The following is a 26168-nucleotide window of genomic DNA, read 5'->3' on the forward strand; positions in this document are numbered from 1 at the left end:
AAAAAGCGAAGTTTAAACTTCGCTTTTTTTATTAGCCCTTAATAGACTGCTCAAAAGGAATTCTATTCACAATACTCCTACCTAACGTCACCTCATCTGCGTATTCTAACTCATCTCCTACCGAGATTCCTCGTGCAATGGTTGATGTAGTTATTTTATATTGCTCAATCTGTTTGTAAATATAAAAGTTGGTCGTATCTCCTTCCATAGTAGAACTCAAGGCAAAAATCAATTCTTTTACCTCTCCTTCTTTTACTTTTTCTACCAAACTTTCTATTTGTAAATTTTGTGGACCAACACCTTCAATCGGAGAAATTTTCCCTCTCAACACATGGTACAACCCTCTAAACTGACCTGTGTTTTCAATCGCCATTACATCTCTAATATCTTCAACCACACAAACAACTTCAGCATTTCTATTCGGGTTGGCACAAATATCACACAACTCAGTATCCGAAATATTATGACACTTTTTGCATGATTTTACTTCATTTCGTAACAACGATAAAGCTTCAGTCAAATACTTTGTATTTTCAGTAGGTTGTTTTAGTAAATGTAACACCAAACGCAATGCAGTTCGTTTACCAATACCCGGTAATCTGCTCACTTCATTTACTGCGTTTTCTAAAAGTTTTGAAGAAAAATCCATACGGCGAAATTACAATTTTAATAAGAAAAAAGAATCAAGAGAAAAGAGAAAAGATTTCTAAACTTCATCAATTCTTTGTTCTTTATTCTTTGCTCTAAAAACCTTAAAAAACGTACCTTTGAATCATCAAAAATTAAACATCAATTCAATGAATTCAGAAATAAGAAACCTGGAACCGAAAGCAGTTTGGAATCACTTTGCTGATTTAAACGCGGTTCCTCGTCCGTCTAAAAAAGAAGAACGCGTTATTCAGTTTATGGTCGATTTTGGAAAAAGCCTAAATCTTGAAACTGTTGTTGACAAAGTTGGTAACGTTATTATCAAAAAACCGGCAACTTCAGGAATGGAAAACCGTAAAATGGTAGTAATGCAAAGTCACTTAGACATGGTACACCAAAAAAATGCGGATACTAATTTTGATTTTGACACTGAAGGAATTAAAATGTTTGTTGATGGTGATTGGGTAAAAGCTGAAGGAACTACATTAGGTGCCGACAACGGTTTAGGTGTGGCGTCAATCATGGCCGTTTTAGCTTCTACTGATATTGCGCATCCTGCTATTGAAGCTTTGTTTACTATTGATGAAGAAACAGGAATGACTGGTGCAATGGGATTAGAAGGCGGACTTTTAGAAGGAGAAATCTTATTGAATTTAGACACCGAAGAAGATGATGAAATTGGTATTGGATGTGCTGGTGGGGTTGATATCACTGCAACCAGAACGTATTCTTTAGAAGAAACTCCAGACAACACAACTGCTTACGAACTTTCTGTAACTGGTTTAAACGGTGGTCACTCTGGAATGGATATTCACAAAGGCTTAGGAAACGCCAACAAAATCATGAACCGTTTGTTATTTGACGGATTCACAAATTTTGGTTTACGTATTGCTGAAATTAACGGCGGAAGTTTACGCAATGCAATTCCGCGTGAAAGTTTTGCTACAGTGGTTATAGACACCGTTTCAAAAGAACCTTTCTTATTTGAATTAAACGAGCTTATCAACAACATAAAAGAAGAATTTGCTTCGTTAGAACCAAACTTAACTATCGAATTAAAAGAAGTTGAAACTCCTAAAACGGTAATGGATTTAGGTGTTCAAATAGGATTGATAAAAACAATTTACGGAGCATTAAATGGTGTATATCGTATGAGTCCGGATATTGAAGATTTAGTAGAAACTTCAAACAATATTGCCCGTGTTATAGTGAAAGACGGGAATATTAAAATTGGTTGTTTAACACGTTCTTCATCAGAAACTAATAAATGGGATTTAGCAAATTCACTTCGTTCTGTGTTTGAATTAGCAGGTTTTGACGTTGATTTCTCAGGTTCTTACCCTGGTTGGTTACCTAATGTAAATTCTGATATTTTAAAAGTATTAACCAATTTATATGAAGATATGAATAACGAAAAGCCACACGTTGCTGCTTGTCACGCAGGTTTAGAATGTGGTATTTTAGGTCAGAATTACCCAAAAATGGATATGATTTCTTTCGGACCAAATATTCGTGGAGCACACTCTCCAGATGAACGAGCACAAATCTCGTCAATGCAAAAGTTCTGGAAGTTCTTATTAGAAATTTTGAAGAATATTCCGAGTAAAAATTAAAATGAATCAAACCACAGCTTTTAGTTGTGGTTTTTTATTTACATTTAACCAATGAATTTCCTCGCACACTTATACTTGTCTGGTAACAATACCCAAATTATGTTGGGTAATTTTTTTGCAGATCATGTTCGCGGGAATAAATTCTCACACTTTTCCGAGGAAATTCAACAAGGAATAATACTGCACCGCAAAATTGATACGTTTACCGATACTCACGAAATTGTAAGAAAAAGTAAGCGTCGTTTACATGAACGTTACGGACATTATGATGGAGTAATCATCGATATTTTTTACGATCATTTTTTAGCTAAAAACTGGGAAAAATATTCTCAAATTCCGTTAGATATTTATGTTAACAGTGTTTATAGACTTCTATTAGAAAATAAAGAAATTCTTCCGCAAAAAACACAAGACTTACTTCCGTATATGATTGAATACAATTGGTTGTATAATTATCAGTTTACAGATGGAATTCAACAAGTTTTAAACGGAATGAATCGTCGCACCAAAGGTAAATCGCAAATGCACTTAGCTACCGAAGATTTACAATTACTCAACAAAGAATTAGAAGAAGATTTCTTTGCTTTTTTTGCTGAGTTATTAGCGTATGTAAAATCAGAACTTAGCAAACTTAAAACAGATTAAATATGAAAATCCGCTCAATTTTTATAATCAGCTTAAGCTTTCTATTAATTTATTGTAAAAAGAAACCTGAAATTGGAGTTATTACCGAAAAAGCAATGGTAGTTTCTGCACGTAAAGAAGCTTCCAAAATTGGTTCTGACATTTTAAAAAAAGGCGGAAATGCTTTTGATGCCATGGTAGCAACTGAATTGGCTTTGGCTGTGGCGTATCCGTATGCAGGTAACTTAGGTGGTGGCGGATTTATGGTGTACAGAAAAAATGATGGTGAAATCGGTGCTTTAGATTACCGTGAAAAGGCTCCTTTGGCTTCTCATAAAGACATGTATCTTGATTCTTTAGGCAATGTAGTTGAAGGTAAAAGTGTATTAGGCGCTATGGCAGTTGGTGTTCCTGGTACCGTTGCTGGAGTTTTTGAAACGCATAAAAAATTTGGTTCATTACCTATTGAAGAAATCTTACAACCGGTTATCGATTTGGCAAATCGCGGAGTTATTGTTACAAAAAAACAAGAAAAACGAATCAGAGAATACCAACCTAAATTTTTAAAAGCCAATAAAGATTCCATCCTTTTTGATAAACTTTGGAAAGAAAACGACACCATAAAATATCCCGCTTTAGCGGAAACTCTTACTCGAATTCAAAAAAAGGGTCGTGATGAATTTTATAAAGGTGAAACAGCAAAAAAACTAGCAGAATTTATTCAAAATAATGGCGGAATTATTACCGAAGAAGATCTAGCTAAATATGAAGCTAAATGGCGAACTCCTATTGTATTTGAATACGATGATTTACGCATTATTTCTATGTCGCCACCATCAAGCGGAGGAGTGTGTTTAGCGCAAATTATGAATACTATTGAATCATATGATCTAGACCAATACGGACATAATTCAGTAAAATCAATACAAGTTATTACAGAAGCCGAACGAAGAGCGTACGCAGATAGAAGTCACTTTTTAGGTGATCCTGATTTTGTGAATATTCCTTTAGATACACTTATCAGCAAACAATATTCAAATCGTAGAATGAGTGATTTTTCTTTTGAAAAACCTACTTCTTCTGAGGATATTTCTCATGGAAACATTGAAATGGTAGAAAGTGATGAAACCACCCACTACTCTATTGTTGACCAATTTGGAAATGCAGTTTCCGTCACCACCACTTTAAACGGAGCATACGGTTCTAAACTTTATTGTTCTGAACTTGGTTTCTTTTTAAACAATGAAATGGACGATTTTAGTAGTAAACCAGGTGTACCAAACATGTTTGGTTTAATTGGTGCTGAAGCGAATAAAATAGAACCTGAAAAGCGTATGTTAAGTTCTATGACGCCTACTATTGTTGAAAAAAACGGAAAATTATATATGGTTGTAGGTACTCCTGGAGGTTCTACCATTATTACTTCTGTATTGCAAACAATTTTAAATGTTCATGAATATAAAATGGGAATGCAAGAAGCGGTAAATCAACCTCGTTTTCACCATCAATGGTTGCCAGATGTGATAAAAATGGAACCTAACGGATTTTCACCTAAAGTGAAAAATAAGCTAAAAGAATTGGGTTACGAATTAGATGAAACCAACTCTCCTGTAATCGGAAAAGTTGACGCCATTTTAGTGTTACCTAACGGAAAATTAGAAGGTGGTGCAGATCATCGTGGTGATGATACAGCAGTTGGGTTTTAACTTATTGATTTATCTTTATAAAATGTTAGAAATTAGACCAAATTGTGAGCATTGTGGTAAAGATTTACCTTATAATTCAGTTGAGGCAATGATTTGCTCTTTTGAATGTACATATTGTAAAAACTGTGCTACAAAAGTGTTTAACAATATTTGTCCTAGCTGTGGTGGTGGTTTTGAAAAACGTCCTGTGAGACCTTCTGAAAAATTAGGTAAATATCCTGCTTCAGAAAAACGAGTTTTTAATCCTAAGGATTTAGAGAAATTTGAAGGACTTAGACAAAAGTATAAGAATATACCATCAGAAAAACGATAGTTATGAAACAATACGAAATTGATAAACTAAACAGAGTAAAACGTGGTGCAAACAGAGCAACCTACGATATTGAAACTATCAACAAGATTATTGATGCTGGATTTTTAGGATATGTGGGATATATTTATGATGGTTACCCTATTTCAATTCCAATGGCTTATGCAAGAAAAGAGGATAAAATCTATCTCCATGGATCAACAGGAAATAGAATGCTACAAGCTATTTTAGAAGCCGAAAAAACATCTATCACCATTATGCATTTAGACGCGTTGGTTTTGGCTCGTTCGGGTTTGCATCATTCGGTAAATTACAGATCCGTTACTCTGTTCGGAAAAGTTTCTAAAATAGAAGACGATACTAAAAAAACAGCTATTCTAGAACAAATCATTAATAATATGGTTCCAAATCGTTGGGATTCGCTACGACCGATGCATCAAAAAGAATTAGACCGAACTTTAGTAGTTGAATTCACTATTGAAACAGCATCTGCAAAAATTAGAGATGAAGGCGTAAATGATGAACCCAAAGATTACGATTTACCCATTTGGGCAGGTATTGTTCCTATCAAACAAATAGCAGAATTCCCTATTTCTGATGAAAAATTAGAAAAAGGAATCGAAATTCCTGAACACGTTTTAAACTATTACCATAACAATAAACAATAAAACTGCTACATTTGCGGCATGCGAATAGATATTATTACGGTTGAACCCGATTTAATTAAGAGTCCGTTTGAAAATTCAATGATGAAGCGTGCCATTGACAAAGGACTTGCAGAAGTACATTTTCATAATTTACGTGAATATGGTTTTGGTAATTATCGTCAAATTGACGATTACCAGTTTGGTGGTGGCGCAGGTATGGTTTTAATGATTGAACCTATTGCTAAATGCATTGAAAAACTACAGTCAGAAAGAGAATATGATGAAATCATTTATATGACTCCAGATGCTAAAACCTTGAATCAATCTACTGCTAATCAACTATCATTAAAAGAAAATATTATCATTTTAACAGGTCACTACAAAGGAGTGGATCAACGTGTTCGTGATAAATTTGTAACTAAAGAAATATCTATTGGCGATTATGTATTAACAGGAGGAGAATTAGCAGCAGCAGTATTATGTGATGCTGTTATTCGTTTAATTCCGGGTGTTTTAGGCGATGAAACTTCTGCCCTAACCGATTCTTTTCAAGATAATTTATTATCGCCTCCGGTATACACAAGACCTGCTGAGTACGAAGGAATGAAAGTCCCAGAAGTATTATTATCAGGAAATTTCCCTAAAATTGAAGAATGGCGAAGCGAACAAGCTTACAAACGCACTAAAGAAATTAGACCCGATTTATTAGATGAATAAACTGCAAGAATTTATAAAAAAACATCCGGCAATTAGCATTGTTTTAGGATTTCAGCTTTTTAGATTGGTATTACTTCCATTTATGGGGCTAATGCCTCAGGATGCTTATTATCATTTTTACGGAGAAAACTTATCACTTTCGTATTTTGATCATCCGGGAATGATTGGATACATTTTACGTTTATTTACAGAGGTTTTCGGTAAATCGGTATTTGTGGTAAAATTTGCCGATTTTGTAGTTACTTCATTAACATTAATGAGTTTTTATAAACTAGCATCGTACTTTTTATCGAATTCTAAATTACAAATAGCTACTGTTTTATTAGCTTCAACCTTATTTATTTCAATACTCTCATTTAATTCAACACCTGATGTTCCTCTAATGTTGTTTTGGACATTAAGCATCATCTGTTTATACAAAGCTATTTTTGAAGAAAAAAAATGGTTTTGGATTATTGGAGGGATAACCATGGGGCTTGCTTTTGACAGCAAGTATACTGCACTACTTTTACAAATTGGCTTACTTGCATTTTTAGCTTTTTCTAACCAATATAGAAAGTTACTACTATCACCATGGCTATGGATATCATTAATTATTTCAGCTTTGGTTACTTTTCCAGTTTGGTATTGGAACTATCAGCATGATTTTGCTTCATTTTTATTCCAATCATCCAGTAGAACCGGTGATATTTCAAAGTTTAAAATTTCTCCTAATTACTTTTTCGGAGCTATTGGTCATCAAATATTTCTCTTACTACCTGTTCTATTTATAGTTTTTATAACCTTTACTTTTAAATACATAAGAAGAGCAATCGTAAAGTTCAAATTACCAAGTGCTAAAACATTATTTTTATTAGCTTTTTTCATTCCTACATTTGTTGGCTTTTTCTCTTTAACACCAGTGTATTGGGTGAAATTAAATTGGATGATGCCTTCTTATATTACCGGAGTAATTATAGCATCCATGTTTGTCAATAAAAAAATGTTACGAACTCAGATAATTATCTCTGTGGTTATTCATTTATTATTAAGTCTGCAAATATTGTTTTATGTAGTTCCTATTAAAAGTGATGATACTTGGATTGGTTGGAAAGAATTAGCCCAAGAAACTCAACAGTTGCAAAAAAAATATCCTGATACATTTGTATTTTCTGATGATGGATATAAAACCTCTGCTTGTTTAAACTTTTTTATGGATGATAAAGTGTATGCTCAAAACATTATCGGTAAACATGCCTTACATTTTGATTATCTGGGTGACAACTTATCAACATTAAACGGTAAAAATGCTTTGTTTATTGATTCTGATAAACGTTTTAAAAACAAAGAGAAAAGGAACAAACAAGAGCCTTTACTAAGTGATTATTTTTCATCTGTTGTAGAGTTAGAACCAATTATTATTAAAATAAACGATAACGAAGTTCGTAAATTTTGGGTGTATTACTGTGAAAACTACCACTTTAAAAACTAAAAAATTTAATTTACTTATATAAAATTAATTACTACATTTGCAGTCGCAAAATCAACCTCTGACGAAAATCGTGAATGTTGCTTTGTTTAAACCATAATATTTTTAACAATGGATTTAGTTAAGTTTGTACAAGACGAATTTGTAACAAAAAATGAATTACCACAATTTACTCCTGGTGATACAATTACTGTTTACTATGAAATTAAAGAAGGGAACAAAACTCGTACCCAGTTTTTTAAAGGAGTAGTTATTCAAAAAAGAGGTTCTGGTGCTTCAGAAACTTTTACAATTAGAAAAATGTCTGGAACTGTTGGTGTGGAGCGTATTTTCCCAATCAACTTACCAACTATTCAAAAAATTGAAGTAAATAAAAAAGGTAAAGTTCGTAGAGCACGTATCTTTTACTTTAGAGGTCTTACTGGTAAAAAAGCAAGAATCAAAGAAAGAAGAGACTAAAGTTCTTACACTTTTAAATTATTATAAAAAACGATGCAAATTGCATCGTTTTTTTATTTACAATTGTTAATAACTAATAAAATCACACTGTTAATTATTATTTTGTTAAAATAATTGCTTATTAACAATAAACTTATTAAATTTACTATCAGCAAAAGTTTTTAAAAGTTACGTTCTTTATATTTTACTGTTTATTCAAAATACTATTAATATTCGGTTTTTATGTTTTATTAAAGTAATAACTAATAATTAGTTAATTTTACTGAAGTAAAGACTATTTTGAAAAACAGTTAAGTGTTTTTTAACTAATTTAATAATTAATTAAAAACACAAATTGTTGAAATAAATTAAAGGAATTTCATTTAATTATTTAGAAAGAATAGAAAAAATTCTATTCAAAAGTAGAAATATTATAAGTTTTCTTTATGCTATTTCAAAGAAGCCATATTAAATATACGTTATTTAATATGGCTTTTATTTTACCTATGCAACCTACCACAACCAACTCTTTTTTATCAAAAATTCAAAAAAACACCCTTATTAATAACAATTTAGCATTTAAAAATTAAATTGTAATCCTTAAATTTGCTGCACTTCAAATTAAAACAACAAACCCATATATGAGTACAAAAGCTAAAATCATGTACACAAAAACGGATGAGGCTCCGGCGTTAGCTACTCGTTCATTTTTGCCAATTGTAAAAGCATTTACAAAATCATCTAACATAGAAATTGTTACAAAAGATATTTCTTTAGCAGGTAGAATTCTTGCTAATTTTTCTGATTATTTAACAGAAGAACAACGTGTTGAAGATGCGTTAGCATTTTTAGGTGACTTAGCTACTAAACCAGAAGCCAACATTATTAAGTTGCCAAATATCAGTGCTTCTGTTCCGCAGTTAAAAGCTGCTATTAAAGAATTGCAAGCGTTAGGGTATACTTTACCAGATTATCCAGAAGAAGCAACTACAGATGAAGAAAAAACTATTTTAGCTCGTTATAACAAAGTAAAAGGATCTGCTGTAAATCCTGTATTACGTGAAGGAAACTCAGATCGTCGTGCTCCTAAAGCAGTAAAAAACTACGCTAAAAAAAACCCACACTCAATGGGTGCTTGGAGTGCTGACTCTAAAACTCACGTAGCTACAATGAATGCTAACGATTTTGCGCATAGTGAAAAATCGGTAACTGTTCCTGCAGCTACGAACGTTCAAATAGTACATACAGACGCTAATGGTAATAAAACTGTTTTAAAAGAAAAAGTTTCTTTATTGGCAGATGAAGTTATCGACGCTTCTGTAATGAATAAAAAAGCATTATTAGCTTTCTTAGAGGAGCAAGTTAAAGATGCTAATGATAAAGGAGTATTGTTTTCATTACATATGAAAGCAACTATGATGAAAGTTTCTGATCCAATTATTTTTGGTCATGCCGTTCGTGTTTTCTTTAAAGATTTATTTGAAAAGTATGCTGATACTTTCAAAGAAATTGGAGTAGATGTAAATAACGGATTCGGAAACTTATTAAGCAATCTTGAAGAAGTTTCTGCAGAAAAGAAAGCTGAAATTTTAGCAGATATCGATGCTATCTATGCTAAAAACCCAGATGTTGCCATGGTAAATTCTGATAAAGGAATTACCAACTTACACGTTCCTTCTGATGTAATTATTGATGCTTCTATGCCAGCAATGATTCGTACTTCAGGACAAATGTGGAACAAAGAAGGAAAACAACAAGACACTAAAGCGGTTATTCCTGATAGTTCTTATGCTGCATTATACCAAGCTACAATCAATTTCTGTAAAGAAAATGGTGCATTTGATCCAACTACAATGGGTACAGTTCCAAACGTAGGTTTAATGGCTCAAAAAGCTGAAGAATATGGTTCTCATGACAAAACTTTTGAAATTGCTGCTAATGGAAAGGTTTCTGTAGTAGATGCAGAAGGAAACACCTTGATTGAGCATTCGGTTGAAGAAGGAGATATTTGGAGAATGTGTCAAACCAAAGACGCTCCAATTCAAGATTGGGTTAAATTAGCAGTATCTCGTGCTAAAGCAACACAAACTCCAGCAGTTTTCTGGTTAGATAAAAACAGAGCTCACGATGCTGAGTTAATTAAAAAAGTGGAAAAATACTTACCAAACCATGACACTAAAGGGTTAGAAATCCATATTATGTCGGTTGCCGAAGCTACCCTGTTTACTTTAAAAAGAGTAAAACAAGGACAAGATACCATTTCAGTAACAGGTAATGTTTTACGTGATTATCTAACAGATTTATTTCCAATTTTAGAATTAGGCACGTCAGCTAAAATGTTATCAATTGTACCATTAATGAATGGAGGAGGATTATTTGAAACAGGTGCAGGTGGTTCAGCTCCAAAGCACGTACAGCAATTTGTAGAAGAAAATCACTTACGTTGGGATTCTTTAGGAGAATTTTTAGCTCTAGCAGTTTCTTTAGAACATTTAGGAGAAACAAATAATAATTCTAAAGCATTAATTTTAGCTGAAACACTAGATGACGCTATTGAAAAGTTATTAGACAATAAAAAAGGGCCTTCTCGTAAAGCTGGAGAATTAGACAACCGTGGAAGTCATTTTTATTTAGCCATGTATTGGGCACAAGAATTAGCAAATCAAGATAAAAACGCTGAATTAAAAGCGGAATTTACTCCTATTGCTCAAGAAATGAAGACTCATGAAACAAGTATAGTTAGTCAACTTAATGAAATTCAAGGTAAGCCTGTAAATATAGGAGGATATTATGAACCAAAAGATGAGTTAGCCAATGCTGCTATGAGACCAAATACAATATTAAATAGCATATTAGATAAAATTTAATTACAATAATTTATAGTAAAAAAGCGAGTAAAATTACTCGCTTTTTTTATTTCTCTTTCTTTTCTTCACTTCTTTTTCCCTTGTTAGAAGTATTCATTTAATGAGACACCATACTTTTTAATAGGTCACATTTATATTCAAAAATTTTTATCCGTACTTTTGATACATGAGTTTTACCAAAACAACCGAACAATCATCAAACTATAATCATCTGGAAAAGATGAGCGTTTCCGAATTATTAACAAACATTAATAATGAAGATAAAACAGTTCCTTTGGCTATAGAAAGAGCCATTCCTCAAATTGAAAAGTTAACAGAACAAATTGTAGAAAAACTAAAAAATGGCGGACGATTATTTTACCTAGGTGCAGGTACTAGTGGTCGTTTAGGTATTGTTGATGCTTCTGAGTGCCCTCCTACTTTTGGTGTTTCTCATGATTTAGTAATCGGTTTAATTGCTGGTGGAGATACCGCTATTAGAAAAGCTGTGGAGTTTGCTGAAGACTCAACTTATCAAGGATGGAAAGATCTACAACAATATCAGGTTTCCGATAAAGATGTAGTAGTTGGTATTGCTGCTTCAGGTACAACTCCCTATGTAATTTCAGCTTTAGAAAAATGTAATATAAATAATATAATAACAGGCTGTATTACCTGTAATAATGGAAGTCCGTTAGCTTTAACTGCTCAATTCCCAGTAGAAGTTATTGTGGGGCCAGAATTTGTAACTGGAAGTTCACGAATGAAAGCTGGAACTGCCCAAAAATTGGTATTAAACATGATTTCTACAGCTACCATGATTCAGTTAGGAAAAGTTAAAGGTAACAAAATGGTTGACATGCAACTTTCTAATAATAAATTAGTAGAAAGAGGCGAGAAAATGTTAATTTCTGAATTGAATATCGACCAAAAAATAGCTACCCAATTATTAAAAAAATACGGTAGCGTTCGTGAAGCCATCAAAAATTTTAATCAATAAAAATAATGCAGAAAAACTACGAAAAACCGTTGAAAAAATTAATGATTCTACTAGGGTTACTCGTTGTATCTCCATTAGTATTGAGTATTGGTTTCAAAGCTTTAAAAGTATACACTGAAAGTCCGAAATTGTTTATCGGATACGGATTAGTAGTTATAGGATTTGTCTTATTGATATTTACAGTTTATTACGGATTTAAGACCTTTCAATCATTTTTAGATATTTTATTTGACAAATAAATGCTAAGCAAAACTTCTATAAACAAAGTTTTAAACTGGGAGCATTGGCCATCATCTATGTTTTATGTCCCTAACCTACCCTATGCTTTTTATTTAGCTTTTAGAGCTGGAAACACCACTTTTTTTACAGCAGCAAATCCTGCTTTGAAAAGTTCAGGAAATGGTACTGAAAGTAAGTATGAAACCATTCAATTAGTGCCTGAGAAACACAGACCGAAATCGGTTTTAGTGACTGAAAAAAATTCTTTTCAAGACATACTTAATCAGTTGCAAAAAGAAAAAATCCTATACCCATTAATTGCAAAACCTGATGTAGGTTTCAGAGGTTTGTTAGTGAAGAAAATTCATTCTGAAACGGAACTGAAACAATATCTCGAAAAATATCCTGTCAATATTATCCTACAAGAATTTTTAGATTATGAAAATGAATGCGGAGTGTTCTATCATAAAAATCCTAGAACCAACAAAGGACATATCAGTTCTTTAACTTTAAAACGGTTTTTAAGTGTGATTGGAGATGGAAAATCGACTTTAAAAGAACTCATTTTAGCCGATGAAAGGGCAAAATTATATATAGATTTATTTGAAGAGATTCATCAGCATAAATTAAACGAAATTCTAAAGAAGGAACAAAAAATCAAATTAACTGCTATAGGAAATCATTCTAAAGGCACACAGTTTATCAACGGAAATCATTTAATTTCTGAAAAACTAATCCAAACTTTTGATAATTTAAGCAATTCAATTGATGGTTGGTATTACGGACGAGTAGATGTAAAATACAATACTTTTTCAGCATTAGAAAACGGAACCGACTTTAAAGTACTTGAAATAAATGGTGTTATTTCTGAACCTACTCATATTTACGATGCAGAAAATTATTCTTATTTCAAAGCCTTAAAAACAATTAGGCAACATTGGAAATCTTTATTTAAAATAGCGACCACTAATCACTATTATAACAACATTACTTTAGTTAAACCAAGAGTTTTTATAAACGAAATGAGATGGTTAAAAAGCTACATAAAAAAGATAAAAAAATATTCAGGGTAAAGAAAAAAAATAAAAAAATATTTTTTAATTAATTAATTTTTCTACATTTGCGGTCAGATTTACCCCCGAGTCTAAAAAGTGAAACAATCCCCAAAAATGGAAAGGTTTTTAATCTTTTTGACTTTTATAATATCTGTAATCCCTATATATTCCCAAGTAAAAATTGGGGATAATCCTTCTATCATACATAACAATTCAATTCTTGAACTTGAAAGTTCTGATAAAGTATTAGTCATTAGTAGAATGTCTGATACTCAAATGAAGTCTATACAACCTTTACCAGGTGCTTTAGTTTACAATATTGATAATAGCTGTGTATATACTTACAACGGAACTTCATGGATAAGTCTATGTGACTCAACAGCTTCCCGAGGTATTAATGTAACCACAACACCTACAGCTCCTACTAATAATTACCAAGGAGATTTTTGGATTAATAATTCAACTAATAATAGTGTAAGTATTTGGGATGGTACACAATGGATTCCTATTGATACCAACCCTAGAAGAGGAAATGGTAGCCCAACAGCTAGTTCTGCTCCAAACCCAATTGCAGGTGATTTATATGTAGATCAAACAACTGCAATAATTTATGCTTATGATGGCACAACATGGATAAGCTCTAATACAACAGTAAATGCTAACAATGGTGTTTTTGTAGCTGCAAATAATACTATTCAATTAGGAGGAGTTTTAATTATGCCCACTACAATTACAACAGATACTACAAATACATTGTCTATTCAAGGGTTACAAAATGGAGATATTACGCAAGATGATATAATAACTGTTGATAAAGCTACTGGTGTCTTAAAAAAAATAACCTCTACAAATTTACTACGAGAAGAAGTTACCGAGCTAACAGCAAATGATGGTCAATTAGTTTTTAACGGGCTAAATCTACGATCAACCGATAAGGTAAATGTGTATAGAAATGGTGTTCGAATTGATTTTACCATTATTAACACCAATACTATAGAAATTGAGCCAGAGGCAACATGTTACCAAGGAGATGAAATTAGAATAGTACAATATTATTAACAATAAATAAACAACCCCAAATAAATATAAATACAAATATCTGATTATGAACACAATTACAAACAAATTTAAAATTGCATTAATTGCTTTCGGTTTATTAGCTGTAGGAACAATAAATGCTCAAACAACAACGGGTGATATCACTCAACAAGGTAATGCTACCTTAGGTTCTACAGGAACAGCTGTTAAATTAGTAGATAATAAAGGAACTATTAAGTATTTACAAGCAGCTAATGGTTTAACATCTTTAACAAATACTACACCTAATGGAGGGGTTATAACTACTTGGCAATTAGGAGGTACTTTAACTAGCAACACATATATTGCAGCTGGTACTGGAACTGAATTTGCTTTAGATGGTTTACAATTAGTAACTGATGCTGCTACAGCTTCTACAAATTCTGTAGATCGTGAAAATCATGGAGGAACAGGTACTGGTTTTACAGTTTTATTAAGAGATGAAGCAACCGGAGCAATACAAAAAATGCAACTTTCAGATTTACTTAAAGTAGACGGAATTAGAGTTGAACATACACAAGGTACTAATGCTTCTGCTGATGTTCCAATTACTGTTACTGGTTTACCTACCTTAAACGCTGCTACTACAGCTGCTAAATTATTTGTATACAGAAATGGTGTAAAACTAAGATTTGGTACAGATTTTAATGTAACTGCAGACACGGTAACTATAACATATAGTGCAACAGATTTACCAATGTATGCTGGTGATATAGTAGAAATTCAGTATATCAAATAATAATTAATGATTAAAAACATTAATATCATATTAAAGATTTTAGTATTAACTTCAGCATTGGCTTTATCCTATAAAGCCAATGCACAAGAAGTTAATGTAGTAACTAATAAAGGAACTCTTACAACCGTTAAAAACACCCGAGTTTTTACAGGTACAAAACCTTTAAATGCAGATGCTTTAATTGGCGATATGTTTTTTGATGTATACCCAAATCCGACTACAATTGAAATTTGGGAAGGTTCTGAATGGAGAAAAATAAATAATAATAGTTCTCATACAGGAACAACAGGCTCTGTTTTTTTTGCAAATACTGATGGTACACCCACAGAAAATAACACTGCTTTAAATTTTAACAATACTAATTCTACACTTAACTCTAGTAATATTAGCATAACAGGTACATATGCCGATAGTGATGGTGATGTAGGAATTAACGGACAAATACTTTCTTCAACCGCTACCGGAACAAATTGGATAAATAATGTAGCTGCCAACAATTGGTTAATTACCGGAAATTCTAATGCAACAGCTGCCAACTTTTTGGGCACAACAAATGATGTTAGAATGCAAATAAGATCTAACAATTTGCCAATGCTTGAATTTGGAAGAAGACAAACTTTAGGACTAACAACTGGTAACCCTGATTATAATAATCCTGATCAACCTTTAGTCCATTTAAATGGTAATGGAACAACAGCAGCTTTACAATTTGCTTCAGCTTCTGGTGCATACAAACCCATGTTTTTTACCACCACAAACGGTGCTTTTAGATTAAGGGGTAATATGTCTACTAATGATTTATTTGAATTTGGTTCTGCTGGTCCAAATAACGATGGTAGACTAGAGTTTATTGTAGGAGATGATAACACAGAACCTATAGTTTTTAAAAGACATTTTTGGGATGGTGATATGCAAACTGAGTTCTTTCGAGTGCAAGGCCATCAATATGGAATTAATGCAAAGACTAGATTTGGTATAAATATAAATCCAACACCTGTAGCAAAAGATGATACTTATAATGATGCCTCAACGGGTACAAGTAATACCCAAATGGCAAATTCAACCTTTCAAGTAAAAGGTTCAATATCTAAATCAATCTTAACTACCACAGGAAATTTAACACTTACAGAAGACCATTACAGTATAATGTTAGGAGGTGCTCACACCATAACATTGCCTAATGCAAACACTTGTGAGGGTAGAATTTATATTATAAAAAATCCTTTTAATGTTGATACTTCAATTAGTTCTTTTGTAGGAGTTGACAATACTAACAAAAATTTAGTACCTAAAGAATCAGTTTTATGGATACAGAGTAATAGTAGCAATTGGCAACAAATAAACAATAATAAAACATCTTCTGGGACTTCTTCAAGTTCTGGAGATATTAAACATGGGGTTCAAAATGCTGATCATAGTGGATGGTATATATTAGATGGTAGACCCATAAGTTCTTTATCTCCTTCAGCACAAGCAGCAGCCTCATCATTAGGTTTTTCAACAAATCTTCCTAATGCCAATAATAGAGTTTTAAAACATCCTGATTCATCACAATCAATAGGTGATGTTGGTGGTCAAGCATCTACTGTACTTATTCAAAATAATTTACCCAATGTTAATTTTTTTGGAAATACTTCTACTACAGGTAATCATAACCATAATTTCACCGGTGTAATAGCAACAGGAAGAATGCTAAATAATAGTGATTCAAATGTAAGTGTTTATACTCAAGATATAGCAGGCTCAACTAATACATCAACAAATGGCAATCATAGTCATGCTGTAACAGTTAATAGTGGAGGTAATAGTCAATCGTTTGAACGCTATCAACCTTTTTTAGTAGTTAATACTTTTATTTATTTAGGATTATAGGTTTATGAAGAACCTGTTAATTATATTATTTTTATTTTTTATAAGTATAAAAATTTATTCCCAACAAGCCTTCCAAAACTTTGGGAACATTCAAATGCATAATAATGCTCAAGTAGGTTTTCATACTAACTTGGTAAATAATGGTACATTTAATAATAACTTAGGTTCGGTAGGGTTTTATCATGATAATGAAATAATTTCTGTTTCAGGAACTAACAAACCAGTTTTCAATGATTTAGAAATAGATGTAACTAATAATTTACAACTCTTTGTTTCATTAGGTGTAACCAATGAACTCACTTTTTTTAACGGTAAAGTAATCACCCCTAAAAACAATAATTCTATTTCGTTAGATTTTATTAATCATGATTTTTATGTAGGAGAAGATGATTTTAGGCATGTAGACGGATATGCATCCGTTTTTGGTAATGAAGAATTTATCTTTCCTATTGGTGATGATGATCGTTTACGACCTATGATTATTCCTAATCAACAAAACAATCAATACTATCGAGGTGCCTATTTTTACGAAAATCCAGAAACCCCATCAACCTTTGTAAATCAATTTTTAACCTCTCAAAAACAACTTTCTATTGAAAATATTAGCAATCGTGAGTTTTGGGATCTAGATGGTAATTCTGCTACACAAGTTACTCTTACGTGGGATTCCTTTAGTAGCATTACCTCTATTTCTACAAATTTAGATTTACTCAGAGTAGTAGGTTGGAGTAAAATTGAAAATCAATGGGTAGATTTAGGAAACAGCAATACACAAGGTAATCTCAATCAAGGTAAAATTACCTCTGCCCCATTCATTCCTAATAATTACACAATAATAACTATTGGATCTTCAATAAATAATGATTTAACTAAAAATGAAAATTATTTAATTTCTCCTAATGGAGATAATTTAAATGAAACTCTGGTAATTGAAGAAGTTGAAAGATTTGAAAAAAATGTGCTTACTATTTTTAATCGTTGGGGAAATATAGTCTACAAAAAAGAAAACTATAAAAATGATTGGAATGGTATTTCAACAGGAAGAATTACTCTTGATAGTGAAAGTAAATTACCTGTTGGAACATATTTTTATACTTTAAAACTAGGAAACTCTACCAACTTCACCTCTCTAAAAAAAGGTTGGGTATATATTAATAGATAATTTTTCTGTTCTATTTCAATATTTTGGGTGTTGTAGGATTGTACCCAAAATCTGAATCTGGTAATTCCACTCCTAATTGATATACTAAAAAACCTATACTTGCAAAATGATGAATAGCATGACTATGTGCTTGTATTAAAGCACTTCCTAAAGTATAATTTGCATACAAAGTACCCGTACCCAAATCATCACAAACAGTTATAATTTGATCAAAATCATAATGTTTCATTGAACGAAGTTTTTCAATGATAGAATTAAAATAGGCTATTCCATGTTCAGTTTTAATTTGAGCTAATTCATTTCTATTTCTATCAGAAAAATCAACAGTACCACTTTCAAATCCTTGAAAAATACAAGAAAATATATCTAATACGTGCCGCATATTGTTTCCTATACTAGAATAATAAGGCGGAATTGTACAATCACTATACTGTTCATCATTAATGCTCTCTAAAAGTTTAATTCCTCTCTGTAGATTTTTCTCTATAGCTTCTATCATTAAAAATGCGTTTCATGGTCAGTCGTATAAATATAAAAATTTTTACTCCACCAACTAAAAAAACGACGTTTAAAAAAATAAAACAAACATAAATAACTATTTTTCAATTAGTTAAAACAAATTGTATATAACTAATATTTTTTTGGCACGTTGTTTGAAAACTACATACCAAATGCGGAAGCTGAAAAGCATATAGAGTAAGCATAACCCTAAAACTAGCAATTATGAAAAAAGGGATACTATTATTATTAGGTTTGGTAAGTATAACAGCAGTTAATGCAACAACTATCAAAACACCATCAAGCAAAATTGGGGTTAACTATCGTTATAATGACGCGGTAACCTTTGTAGAACGTGGAGTTCAATTCCATGTATTTTTAAACGGCGATTTTGATTTCAATATCCATGCAAGAAATAATCGTTATTATGATTATAATGGAATTCGAGTAAACAACGGATTACGTATTGAAAGAGATTACAGAGGCAGAATTAGAAGAGTAGGAAATGTTTTTATCAATTATGATGCGAGAGGTAATGTAAAAAGAATTGGTAATGTATTTATGCAATATCGTTTCGGAAATCTATCAAGAGTAGGAAATTTAAAGATTGTTTATGATCGTTGGGGATATCCAAACTTTAATGGATATGTAAAACCTGGTAGACATTATGATGATTACTATTACAACGATGGGTTAGATGTAAATATTGATATAAATATTGGAGGAATTTTTGAGTATGATGATGCTTATTTCTATAAAAGAGATTTTAGAAACAACTACCGTCAATTCAAAGAAGATAACAACTACTTTTATTACAAAACGATTCCAAATGCTAAAATTGGTAAAAAAGCAAAAATTATTAAGCGTAAAAAACCTGCAAAAAGAAAAGTAAAAAAATACAATGACTACAAAAGAGATTATAATGTGAGTCCTGAGCAAGTAGGAAGATCAAAAAGAAATAGATAAATGAACAAAAAGCCGAGGCATAAGCTTCGGTTTTTTATCGATTTAAATATAATATTTAATCACATCTTTATTTTTTTACTATTTCATTTGACTAAAAATGACTATTTAATCACTATTCTTTAACTCAATTCCAAACTTTATTCACTTAAAAATCAGCTTCTTTCTATTAAGAAAAATACCATATCTCCAATTTCTTATTTTTAAATTTATCATATTTTAAATAAATACATCTAAAAATCAATTTTAATGCATTAATTTTAATATATTTTAATTTTTAATAAAAATTAAATAACTTATTCATCTATTTATTAATAATAATTAAATATAGATGGAATCTCAAGGTCTCTACTTAAAAGAATTCGAAACTGCAAATTGCGGTGCAGGTTTTATATGCAATCTACACGGAAAAAAATCGCATAACATTATCCATAATGCTCTAGAAATTTTAGAAAAATTAGAACATAGGGGCGCAGTTAGTGCTGATGGAAAAACAGGAGATGGCGCAGGTATTTTAATTGATATTCCACATGATTACTTTCAACGAATTTGCTCATTTCATTTACCAAAACCATCTGAATATGCAGTAGGAATGGTTTTTTTACCCAAAAGTAGAAATCAGCTTGAATATTGTAAACAAACACTAGAAGAGGAACTCACAAAACAAGACTTATTAATTTTAGGTTGGAGAAGAGTTCCTGTAAACACCTCTTACTTAGGTAAAATTGCAGCAAAATCTGAACCTAGTATATATCAGGTATTTGTTACTAAAAAGGATGACTCTTTAACTGATTTACAATTCAACGCAAAACTTTATGCAGCAAGAAAAATAACTGAACATCATATTGAAAAATCAAAATTATCTGAAAGAAGTTATTTTTATTTTTCAAGCTTCTCTACAACTACTATTATATACAAAGGTCTTTTAGTACCTGAAGATATCGGAAGATATTATTCTGATCTACATCAGCAAGATGTGGTTACACGTTTGGCTTTGGTACATCAACGTTTTTCTACCAATACTTTTCCTTCTTGGGATTTAGCCCAACCCTTTCGTTACATGTGTCATAACGGGGAAATCAACACCCTCAAAGGCAATATAAGCAGAATGAAAGCTAGAGAAGAGTTAATAAAAACGGATTTGTTTGATGAGGATACACTAAAAAAACTATTCCCCATTATATTAAAAGGAAAATCAGATTCAGCTTCTATGGATATGGTTGTAGAATTATTATTATTAACAGGAAGATCATTACCCGAAGTGTTAATGGTTATGGTACCAGAAGCTTGGGAAAAAGACCATACCATGCCTGAAGATAAAAAAGCTTTTTATGAATATCATTCTTGTATCATGGAACCTTGGGACGGACCTGCCTCTATTCCTTTTACAGATGGTAATTACATAGGAGCTTTGTTAGATAGAAATGGTTTGCGTCCTTCAAGATATACTGTTACAAAAGATGGTTATGTTATCATGTCATCAGAAATTGGTGTGGTAGAAGTAGCTCCTGAAAACGTAGTTAAACATGGAAGATTAGAACCTGGTAAAATTTTCTTGGTGGATATGATTGAAGGTAGAATAATTGAAGATCAAGAAGTAAAAAATAAAATTATATCAAAGTATCCTTATAAAGATTGGGTACAAAAAAACACATTACCCTTAGCTGAAGTTCCATACACTAAGAATCCTGCTCCTACTGAAAAAACAGATTATATTACACGATTAAATGCTTTTGGCTATACCTCAGAAGATATAACATCTATCATTACACCCATGGCTGTTAAAGCTAAAGAAGCAATTGGTTCTATGGGTACAGATACTCCTTTGGCAGTTTTATCAAACAACCCTCAATTACTCTATAATTATTTTAAGCAATTATTTGCACAAGTTACCAACCCACCTTTAGACGGAATTAGAGAAAAAATAATTACAGATATAAGTTTGGCTATTGGAGAAGACAGAAACATTTTTGATATCATTCCAGAACAAGCTAAAAAATTAAGAATTCAAAATCCGGTAATTTCAAATAAAGATCTTGATAAAATCAAAAATATAAATCATCCTGATTTTAAAGCAATTTCAATTCCTATTCTCTATGAATTTGAAAAAGGAGTAAATGGTTTAGAAAAAGCTTTAGATGAGATGTTAATAAAAGCTGAAGAAGCGGTAGACAACAATACAAATATTATCATACTTTCTGACAGAGGAGTTGAAAAGCAATACGCTCCTATTCCGGCATTATTAGCTTGTTCATACTTACATCATTCATTAAATAAAAAAGGGAAGCGTTCTAAATTCGGAATTATTATAGAAACTGCAGAAGCAAGAGAACCACATCATTTTGCAACATTGTTTGGATATGGTGCCAGTGCTATCAATCCTTATTTAGTAAATGAAATAATTAGAAAGGAGGTTAGAGAAGGAAATATTAAAAATATAAATGAAGAAGAAGCCATTCAAAACTTTAACACAGCTATAGGCAAAGGAATTCTAAAGATTATGAATAAAATTGGAATTTCAACACTTCATTCTTACAGAGCTTCTCAAATATTTGAAATTTTAGGATTAAAAAAATCATTCACCGAAAAATATTTTCCAAACACACCTTCTCGTATAGGCGGAATTGGGTTATACGTTATTGAAAAAGATATTTTTAAACGTCATAACAGCGCTTTTCAAACTATAAAAGTAGAAGGAACAATGCCTTTATCAATAGGAGGCGATTATAGATGGAGAAGAAATGGAGAAAAACATATGTTCAATCCAAATAGCATTGCAAAGCTACAGCAAGCAGTTAATTCAAAAAGTAAAGAAACTTATAATACATATTCAAAACTCATCAATGAACAAAGCAAAAATTTAATGACCATCCGTGGTTTATTTGAATTTAACAATCTCGATCCTATTTCTATTGATGAAGTTGAGCCTTGGACAGAAATTGTAAAGCGTTTTAAAACAGGAGCTATGTCATACGGTTCAATTAGTAAAGAAGCACATGAAAATTTAGCAATTGCAATGAATCGTATTGGTGGTAAAAGTAATTCCGGTGAAGGTGGTGAAGATGCTAACCGATTTAAAAGATTACCAAATGGAGATTCAAAAAATAGCGCTATTAAACAAGTAGCATCCGGGAGGTTTGGAGTAACCAGTAATTATTTAACCAATGCTGAAGAAATACAAATTAAAATGGCACAAGGTGCTAAACCCGGTGAAGGTGGACATTTACCAGGTGAAAAAGTACTACCGTGGATTGCTGAAGTTAGAAACTCCACTCCATACGTTGGATTGATTTCTCCGCCGCCACATCATGATATTTATTCCATTGAAGATTTAGCGCAACTTATTTTCGATTTAAAAAATGCCAATCGCAAAGCTCGTATCAATGTTAAATTGGTATCAAAAGTAGGTGTGGGCACCATAGCTGCGGGAGTTGCTAAAGCCAAAGCAGATGTTATTCTTATTTCTGGTTTTGATGGCGGTACAGGTGCTTCTCCTCTCACCTCTTTAAAACACGCCGGTTTACCATGGGAACTAGGGCTTGCAGAAGCACAACAAACATTAGTTCTTAATAATTTAAGAAGTAGAGTTGTTTTGGAGTGTGACGGACAATTAAAAACAGGAAGAGATGTGGCAATAGCCGCTTTATTAGGAGCAGAAGAATTTGGTTTCGCTACTGCTCCGCTTGTGGCATCAGGTTGTATTATGATGCGTGCTTGCCATTTAAACACATGTCCTGTAGGTATTGCTACACAAGATCCTGAATTGCGTAAAAACTTTAAAGGTACTCCTGAAAATGTTATCAATTTCATGTATTTCGTTGCAGAAGAACTCCGTGAAATTATGGCACAACTAGGTTTTAGAACAGTTAGAGAAATGGTTGGTCAGGTTCACAAAATTAGTGCAAATAAAGCTATAGAACATTACAAAGCTAAATCTATAGACTTGTCTACTATATTACATCAAATAGCAGGAGATGATAAAATATTACACAATACAGAAACACAAGATCATCAGTTGGTAAATGTATTGGATATGAAAATTTGTTCTGATGCTCAAAATGCCATTCAAAATAGAAGATCAAGCAGTTTTAGTTATAAAATAAAAAATACTGATAGAGCTGTAGGTGCTATAATATCCAACGAAATTTCTAAGTTATATGGATCAAAAGGTCTTTTAGAAGACACTATTAAATTAAATTTCAAAGGCTCTGCGGGTCAAAGTTTTGGTGCTTTCGCTACCAAAGGATTAACCTTAACAATTGAAGGAGAAACCAATGATTATTTAGGAAAAGGACTATCTGGAGGAAAAATAATTGTCAAAAAACCTTTAAAAGCAGACTTTATTGCTAAAGAAAATATCATTACGGGTAATGTATCTCTTTATGGAGCTGTAACTGGCGAAGCTTATATTAATGGTATTGCTGGCGAGCGATTTGCTGTTCGTAATTCTGGTGCAGTTGCTGTAGTAGAGGGCGTTGGTGATCATGCTTGCGAATACATGACAGGAGGAAAAATAGTCGTATTAGGTAAAACAGGTAAAAATTTTGCTGCAGGTATGAGTGGTGGAATTGCTTATGTATATGATAAAAATAAAAACTTTACTAAAGACTTGTGTAACCTAGAAATGGTAGAGCTTGTTAAGTTAAATAATGATGATTTAAAAGAACTTGAAAATCTTGTTCAAAAACACTTTACTTATACACAAAGTTCTTTAGCTCAAAAATTTCTAAATAATTGGAAGGAAGAATCTCAAAATTTTGTAAAAGTCTTTCCAACTGATTATAAAAAGGCTTTAGAAATTTTAAATAATAAAAATCAAGTACAACAATTAACATTTTAAGCTATGGGACAAACAGGAGGTTTCCAATTACATAAAAGAGAAAACGAAGCAACATTATCAGTAAAGGACCGTATAGAAAACTATGAAGAGTTTACCGTTCCTTTACATGAAGAATCTCTAAAAAATCAAGGAGCGCGTTGTATGAGTTGTGGTGTTCCATTTTGTCATAGTGGATGCCCATTGGGGAATTTAATTCCAGATTTTAATGATATGGTGTATAAAGGAGAATGGAAAAAAGCACTCGAAATTTTACATGCTACTAATAATTTTCCTGAATTTACAGGGAGACTTTGTCCTGCTCCTTGTGAAAAATCATGTGTGTTGGGTTTAATTGATGATCCTGTTTCTATAGAAAGTATTGAAAAACATATTGTTGAGAAAGGTTTTTCTGAAGGTTGGATTGTACCAAAACCACCAAAAATTAGAACAAATAAAACCGTTGCTGTCATAGGATCAGGTCCTGCAGGATTAGCAACTGCTCAACAACTTAACAGAGCTGGACATACAGTTACTGTTTTTGAAAGAGAAGATAAAATAGGTGGACTATTACGGTATGGTATTCCTAATTTTAAACTTGATAAAAATATTATTGATAGAAGATTAAAAATTCTAGAAGATGAAGGTATTATTTTTAAAACAAATACAAATGTAGGTATTGATTATCCAATAGATAATCTAAAGTATTTCGATGCTATTGTTTTATGTGGCGGTGCAACTGTACCAAGAAGTCTGCCTATTAAAGGAATCGAAAGTAAAGGTGTTCTACAAGCCATAGATTTTTTAACGCAACAAACAAAGCAGTTATTTGATAATCCTTCTAAAAAACTTGATACAGCTAAACACAAACATGTAATCGTAATTGGCGGAGGCGATACAGGATCAGATTGTATTGGTACATCCATACGTCAAGGAGCAAAATCGGTTACAAACTTTGAAATTATGCCCAAGCCGCCACAAATAAGAAGCAAAAATACACCTTGGCCTTATTGGCCTTTACAATTAAAAACAACCACTTCACATGAAGAAGGTTGTGACAGAAATTGGCTCATCAACACTAAAGAATTTATAACAAATGATGTGGGGCAATTAATAGCTTTAAAAACAATAAATGTAGAATGGAAAATGACTCCGGGTGAACGTCCAAAACTAATAGAAATTGAAGGCACAGAAAAAACATGGCCTTGTGATTTAGTTTTATTAGCTCTAGGCTTTACAGGACCAGAAAATACTCTTGCAAATCAATTAGGAATAGAAACAGATGCTCATTCAAATTATAAAACTGCCTCTCATACCTACCAAACAAACATTTCTAATGTTTTCACAGCAGGTGATATGCGCAGAGGACAATCATTAATTGTATGGGCTATTTCAGAAGGAAGAGAAGCAGCTAAAGAAGTAAATATATATCTTTCAAAAAAAGATATCCTACCCACCAAAGGAGAAGGAAATTTACTTAGCGCCTAAGTAAAAATTAATCACTGTATTTTTTGATGATTTTTTATGGCATGTCAGCATTTAAATGCTGTCGGGCTACCCATTGCAAGTCCTCGCTCATAATTATTCGCTGTGGGCTTTCCATTACTATCCCTCATGCGTAATACTACTGATAATATCTAAACCTAGATAAAACAAAAAACCTCATACATAATGTATGAGGTTTTCATTATAAAGAAAGGCGACGACCTACTCTCCCACCAGTGGCAGTACCATCGGCGCTATTGGGCTT

General features: G+C 32.1%; 21 protein-coding genes. 19 read left to right on the plus strand and 2 right to left on the minus strand.

What is annotated here, in order from left to right:
• Positions 1 to 31 precede the first annotated feature (31 nt).
• Entirely contained in the window at positions 32 to 649 is a 618-nt protein-coding gene (gene recR, locus SLH33_RS03200) for a recombination mediator RecR (protein WP_320417633.1), read from the minus strand.
• A 148-nt stretch (positions 650 to 797) separates the two neighbouring features.
• Between recR and SLH33_RS03205 the strand changes: the two genes are divergently transcribed.
• From SLH33_RS03205 to SLH33_RS03280, 16 genes are all read left to right on the plus strand, one after another.
• A complete protein-coding gene (locus SLH33_RS03205) occupies positions 798 to 2261 on the plus strand; it encodes an aminoacyl-histidine dipeptidase (protein ID WP_320417634.1) in 1464 nt (487 codons plus the stop codon).
• A gap of 51 nt (positions 2262 to 2312) precedes the next feature.
• On the plus strand, positions 2313 to 2906 hold the full coding sequence (locus tag SLH33_RS03210; protein WP_320417635.1) for an acyl carrier protein phosphodiesterase: 594 nt from the start codon (positions 2313 to 2315) through the stop codon (positions 2904 to 2906).
• Between the two features lie 2 nt (positions 2907 to 2908).
• Positions 2909 to 4591: a gamma-glutamyltransferase gene (gene ggt, locus SLH33_RS03215; RefSeq protein ID WP_320417636.1), complete on the plus strand. Its 1683-nt coding sequence runs from the start codon at positions 2909 to 2911 to the stop codon at positions 4589 to 4591.
• Between the two features lie 22 nt (positions 4592 to 4613).
• On the plus strand, positions 4614 to 4904 hold the full coding sequence (locus tag SLH33_RS03220; protein WP_320417637.1) for a DUF1272 domain-containing protein: 291 nt from the start codon (positions 4614 to 4616) through the stop codon (positions 4902 to 4904).
• 2 nt (positions 4905 to 4906) lie between these two features.
• Positions 4907 to 5569, plus strand: a complete 663-nt coding sequence (locus SLH33_RS03225; RefSeq protein ID WP_320417638.1) for a pyridoxamine 5'-phosphate oxidase family protein — start codon at positions 4907 to 4909, stop codon at positions 5567 to 5569.
• 18 nt (positions 5570 to 5587) lie between these two features.
• Positions 5588 to 6265: a tRNA (guanosine(37)-N1)-methyltransferase TrmD gene (gene trmD / locus SLH33_RS03230; protein ID WP_320417639.1), complete on the plus strand. Its 678-nt coding sequence runs from the start codon at positions 5588 to 5590 to the stop codon at positions 6263 to 6265.
• Complete coding sequence (locus SLH33_RS03235) at positions 6258 to 7736, plus strand: glycosyltransferase family 39 protein (RefSeq protein WP_320417640.1); 1479 nt, start codon at positions 6258 to 6260, stop codon at positions 7734 to 7736. Before trmD ends, SLH33_RS03235 begins: the two co-directional genes overlap by 8 nt.
• Positions 7737 to 7844: 108 nt before the next feature.
• Positions 7845 to 8192 carry a 50S ribosomal protein L19 gene (rplS, locus tag SLH33_RS03240; protein WP_320417641.1) on the plus strand — a complete coding sequence of 116 codons (348 nt, stop codon included), beginning with the start codon at positions 7845 to 7847 and terminating at the stop codon, positions 8190 to 8192.
• Between the two features lie 620 nt (positions 8193 to 8812).
• Positions 8813 to 11038, plus strand: a complete 2226-nt coding sequence (locus SLH33_RS03245; RefSeq protein WP_320417642.1) for an NADP-dependent isocitrate dehydrogenase — start codon at positions 8813 to 8815, stop codon at positions 11036 to 11038.
• Positions 11039 to 11204: 166 nt separating this feature from the next.
• The gene (murQ, locus tag SLH33_RS03250; RefSeq protein ID WP_320417643.1) at positions 11205 to 12017 is read left to right on the plus strand and encodes an N-acetylmuramic acid 6-phosphate etherase; all 813 of its coding nucleotides are present in this window, start codon (positions 11205 to 11207) and stop codon (positions 12015 to 12017) included.
• A 5-nt stretch (positions 12018 to 12022) separates the two neighbouring features.
• Positions 12023 to 12256, plus strand: coding sequence for a hypothetical protein (locus SLH33_RS03255; protein WP_320417644.1), 234 nt, complete (start codon positions 12023 to 12025; stop codon positions 12254 to 12256).
• Positions 12257 to 13309 (plus strand): D-alanine--D-alanine ligase, encoded by a 1053-nt coding sequence (locus SLH33_RS03260; protein WP_320417645.1) that lies wholly within the window; start codon positions 12257 to 12259, stop codon positions 13307 to 13309.
• A 96-nt stretch (positions 13310 to 13405) separates the two neighbouring features.
• Positions 13406 to 14350: a hypothetical protein gene (locus tag SLH33_RS03265; RefSeq protein WP_320417646.1), complete on the plus strand. Its 945-nt coding sequence runs from the start codon at positions 13406 to 13408 to the stop codon at positions 14348 to 14350.
• Between the two features lie 46 nt (positions 14351 to 14396).
• A complete protein-coding gene (locus SLH33_RS03270) occupies positions 14397 to 15107 on the plus strand; it encodes a hypothetical protein (RefSeq protein WP_320417647.1) in 711 nt (236 codons plus the stop codon).
• A gap of 6 nt (positions 15108 to 15113) precedes the next feature.
• Entirely contained in the window at positions 15114 to 16979 is a 1866-nt protein-coding gene (locus SLH33_RS03275; RefSeq protein WP_320417648.1) for a hypothetical protein, read from the plus strand.
• Between the two features lie 94 nt (positions 16980 to 17073).
• Positions 17074 to 18141, plus strand: coding sequence for a gliding motility-associated C-terminal domain-containing protein (locus tag SLH33_RS03280; protein ID WP_320417649.1), 1068 nt, complete (start codon positions 17074 to 17076; stop codon positions 18139 to 18141).
• A 10-nt stretch (positions 18142 to 18151) separates the two neighbouring features.
• On the opposite strand, the gene SLH33_RS03285 is transcribed toward SLH33_RS03280, so the two are convergent.
• Positions 18152 to 18640 (minus strand): DinB family protein, encoded by a 489-nt coding sequence (locus SLH33_RS03285; protein ID WP_320417650.1) that lies wholly within the window; start codon positions 18638 to 18640, stop codon positions 18152 to 18154.
• A 224-nt stretch (positions 18641 to 18864) separates the two neighbouring features.
• On the opposite strand from SLH33_RS03285, the gene SLH33_RS03290 reads away from it, so the two are divergent.
• The 3 genes from SLH33_RS03290 to SLH33_RS03300 all read left to right on the plus strand — a co-directional run bounded on the left by SLH33_RS03290 (position 18865) and on the right by SLH33_RS03300 (position 25906).
• Complete coding sequence (locus SLH33_RS03290; RefSeq protein WP_320417651.1) at positions 18865 to 19605, plus strand: hypothetical protein; 741 nt, start codon at positions 18865 to 18867, stop codon at positions 19603 to 19605.
• A 328-nt stretch (positions 19606 to 19933) separates the two neighbouring features.
• Complete coding sequence (gltB, locus tag SLH33_RS03295) at positions 19934 to 24442, plus strand: glutamate synthase large subunit (RefSeq protein ID WP_320417652.1); 4509 nt, start codon at positions 19934 to 19936, stop codon at positions 24440 to 24442.
• A 3-nt stretch (positions 24443 to 24445) separates the two neighbouring features.
• Positions 24446 to 25906: a glutamate synthase subunit beta gene (locus SLH33_RS03300; protein WP_320417653.1), complete on the plus strand. Its 1461-nt coding sequence runs from the start codon at positions 24446 to 24448 to the stop codon at positions 25904 to 25906.
• The last annotated feature ends 262 nt before the right edge of the window (positions 25907 to 26168 follow it).

Origin of the sequence: Tenacibaculum sp. IB213877 (assembly GCF_034043975.1) — a bacterium.
Taxonomy (GTDB): domain Bacteria; phylum Bacteroidota; class Bacteroidia; order Flavobacteriales; family Flavobacteriaceae; genus Polaribacter.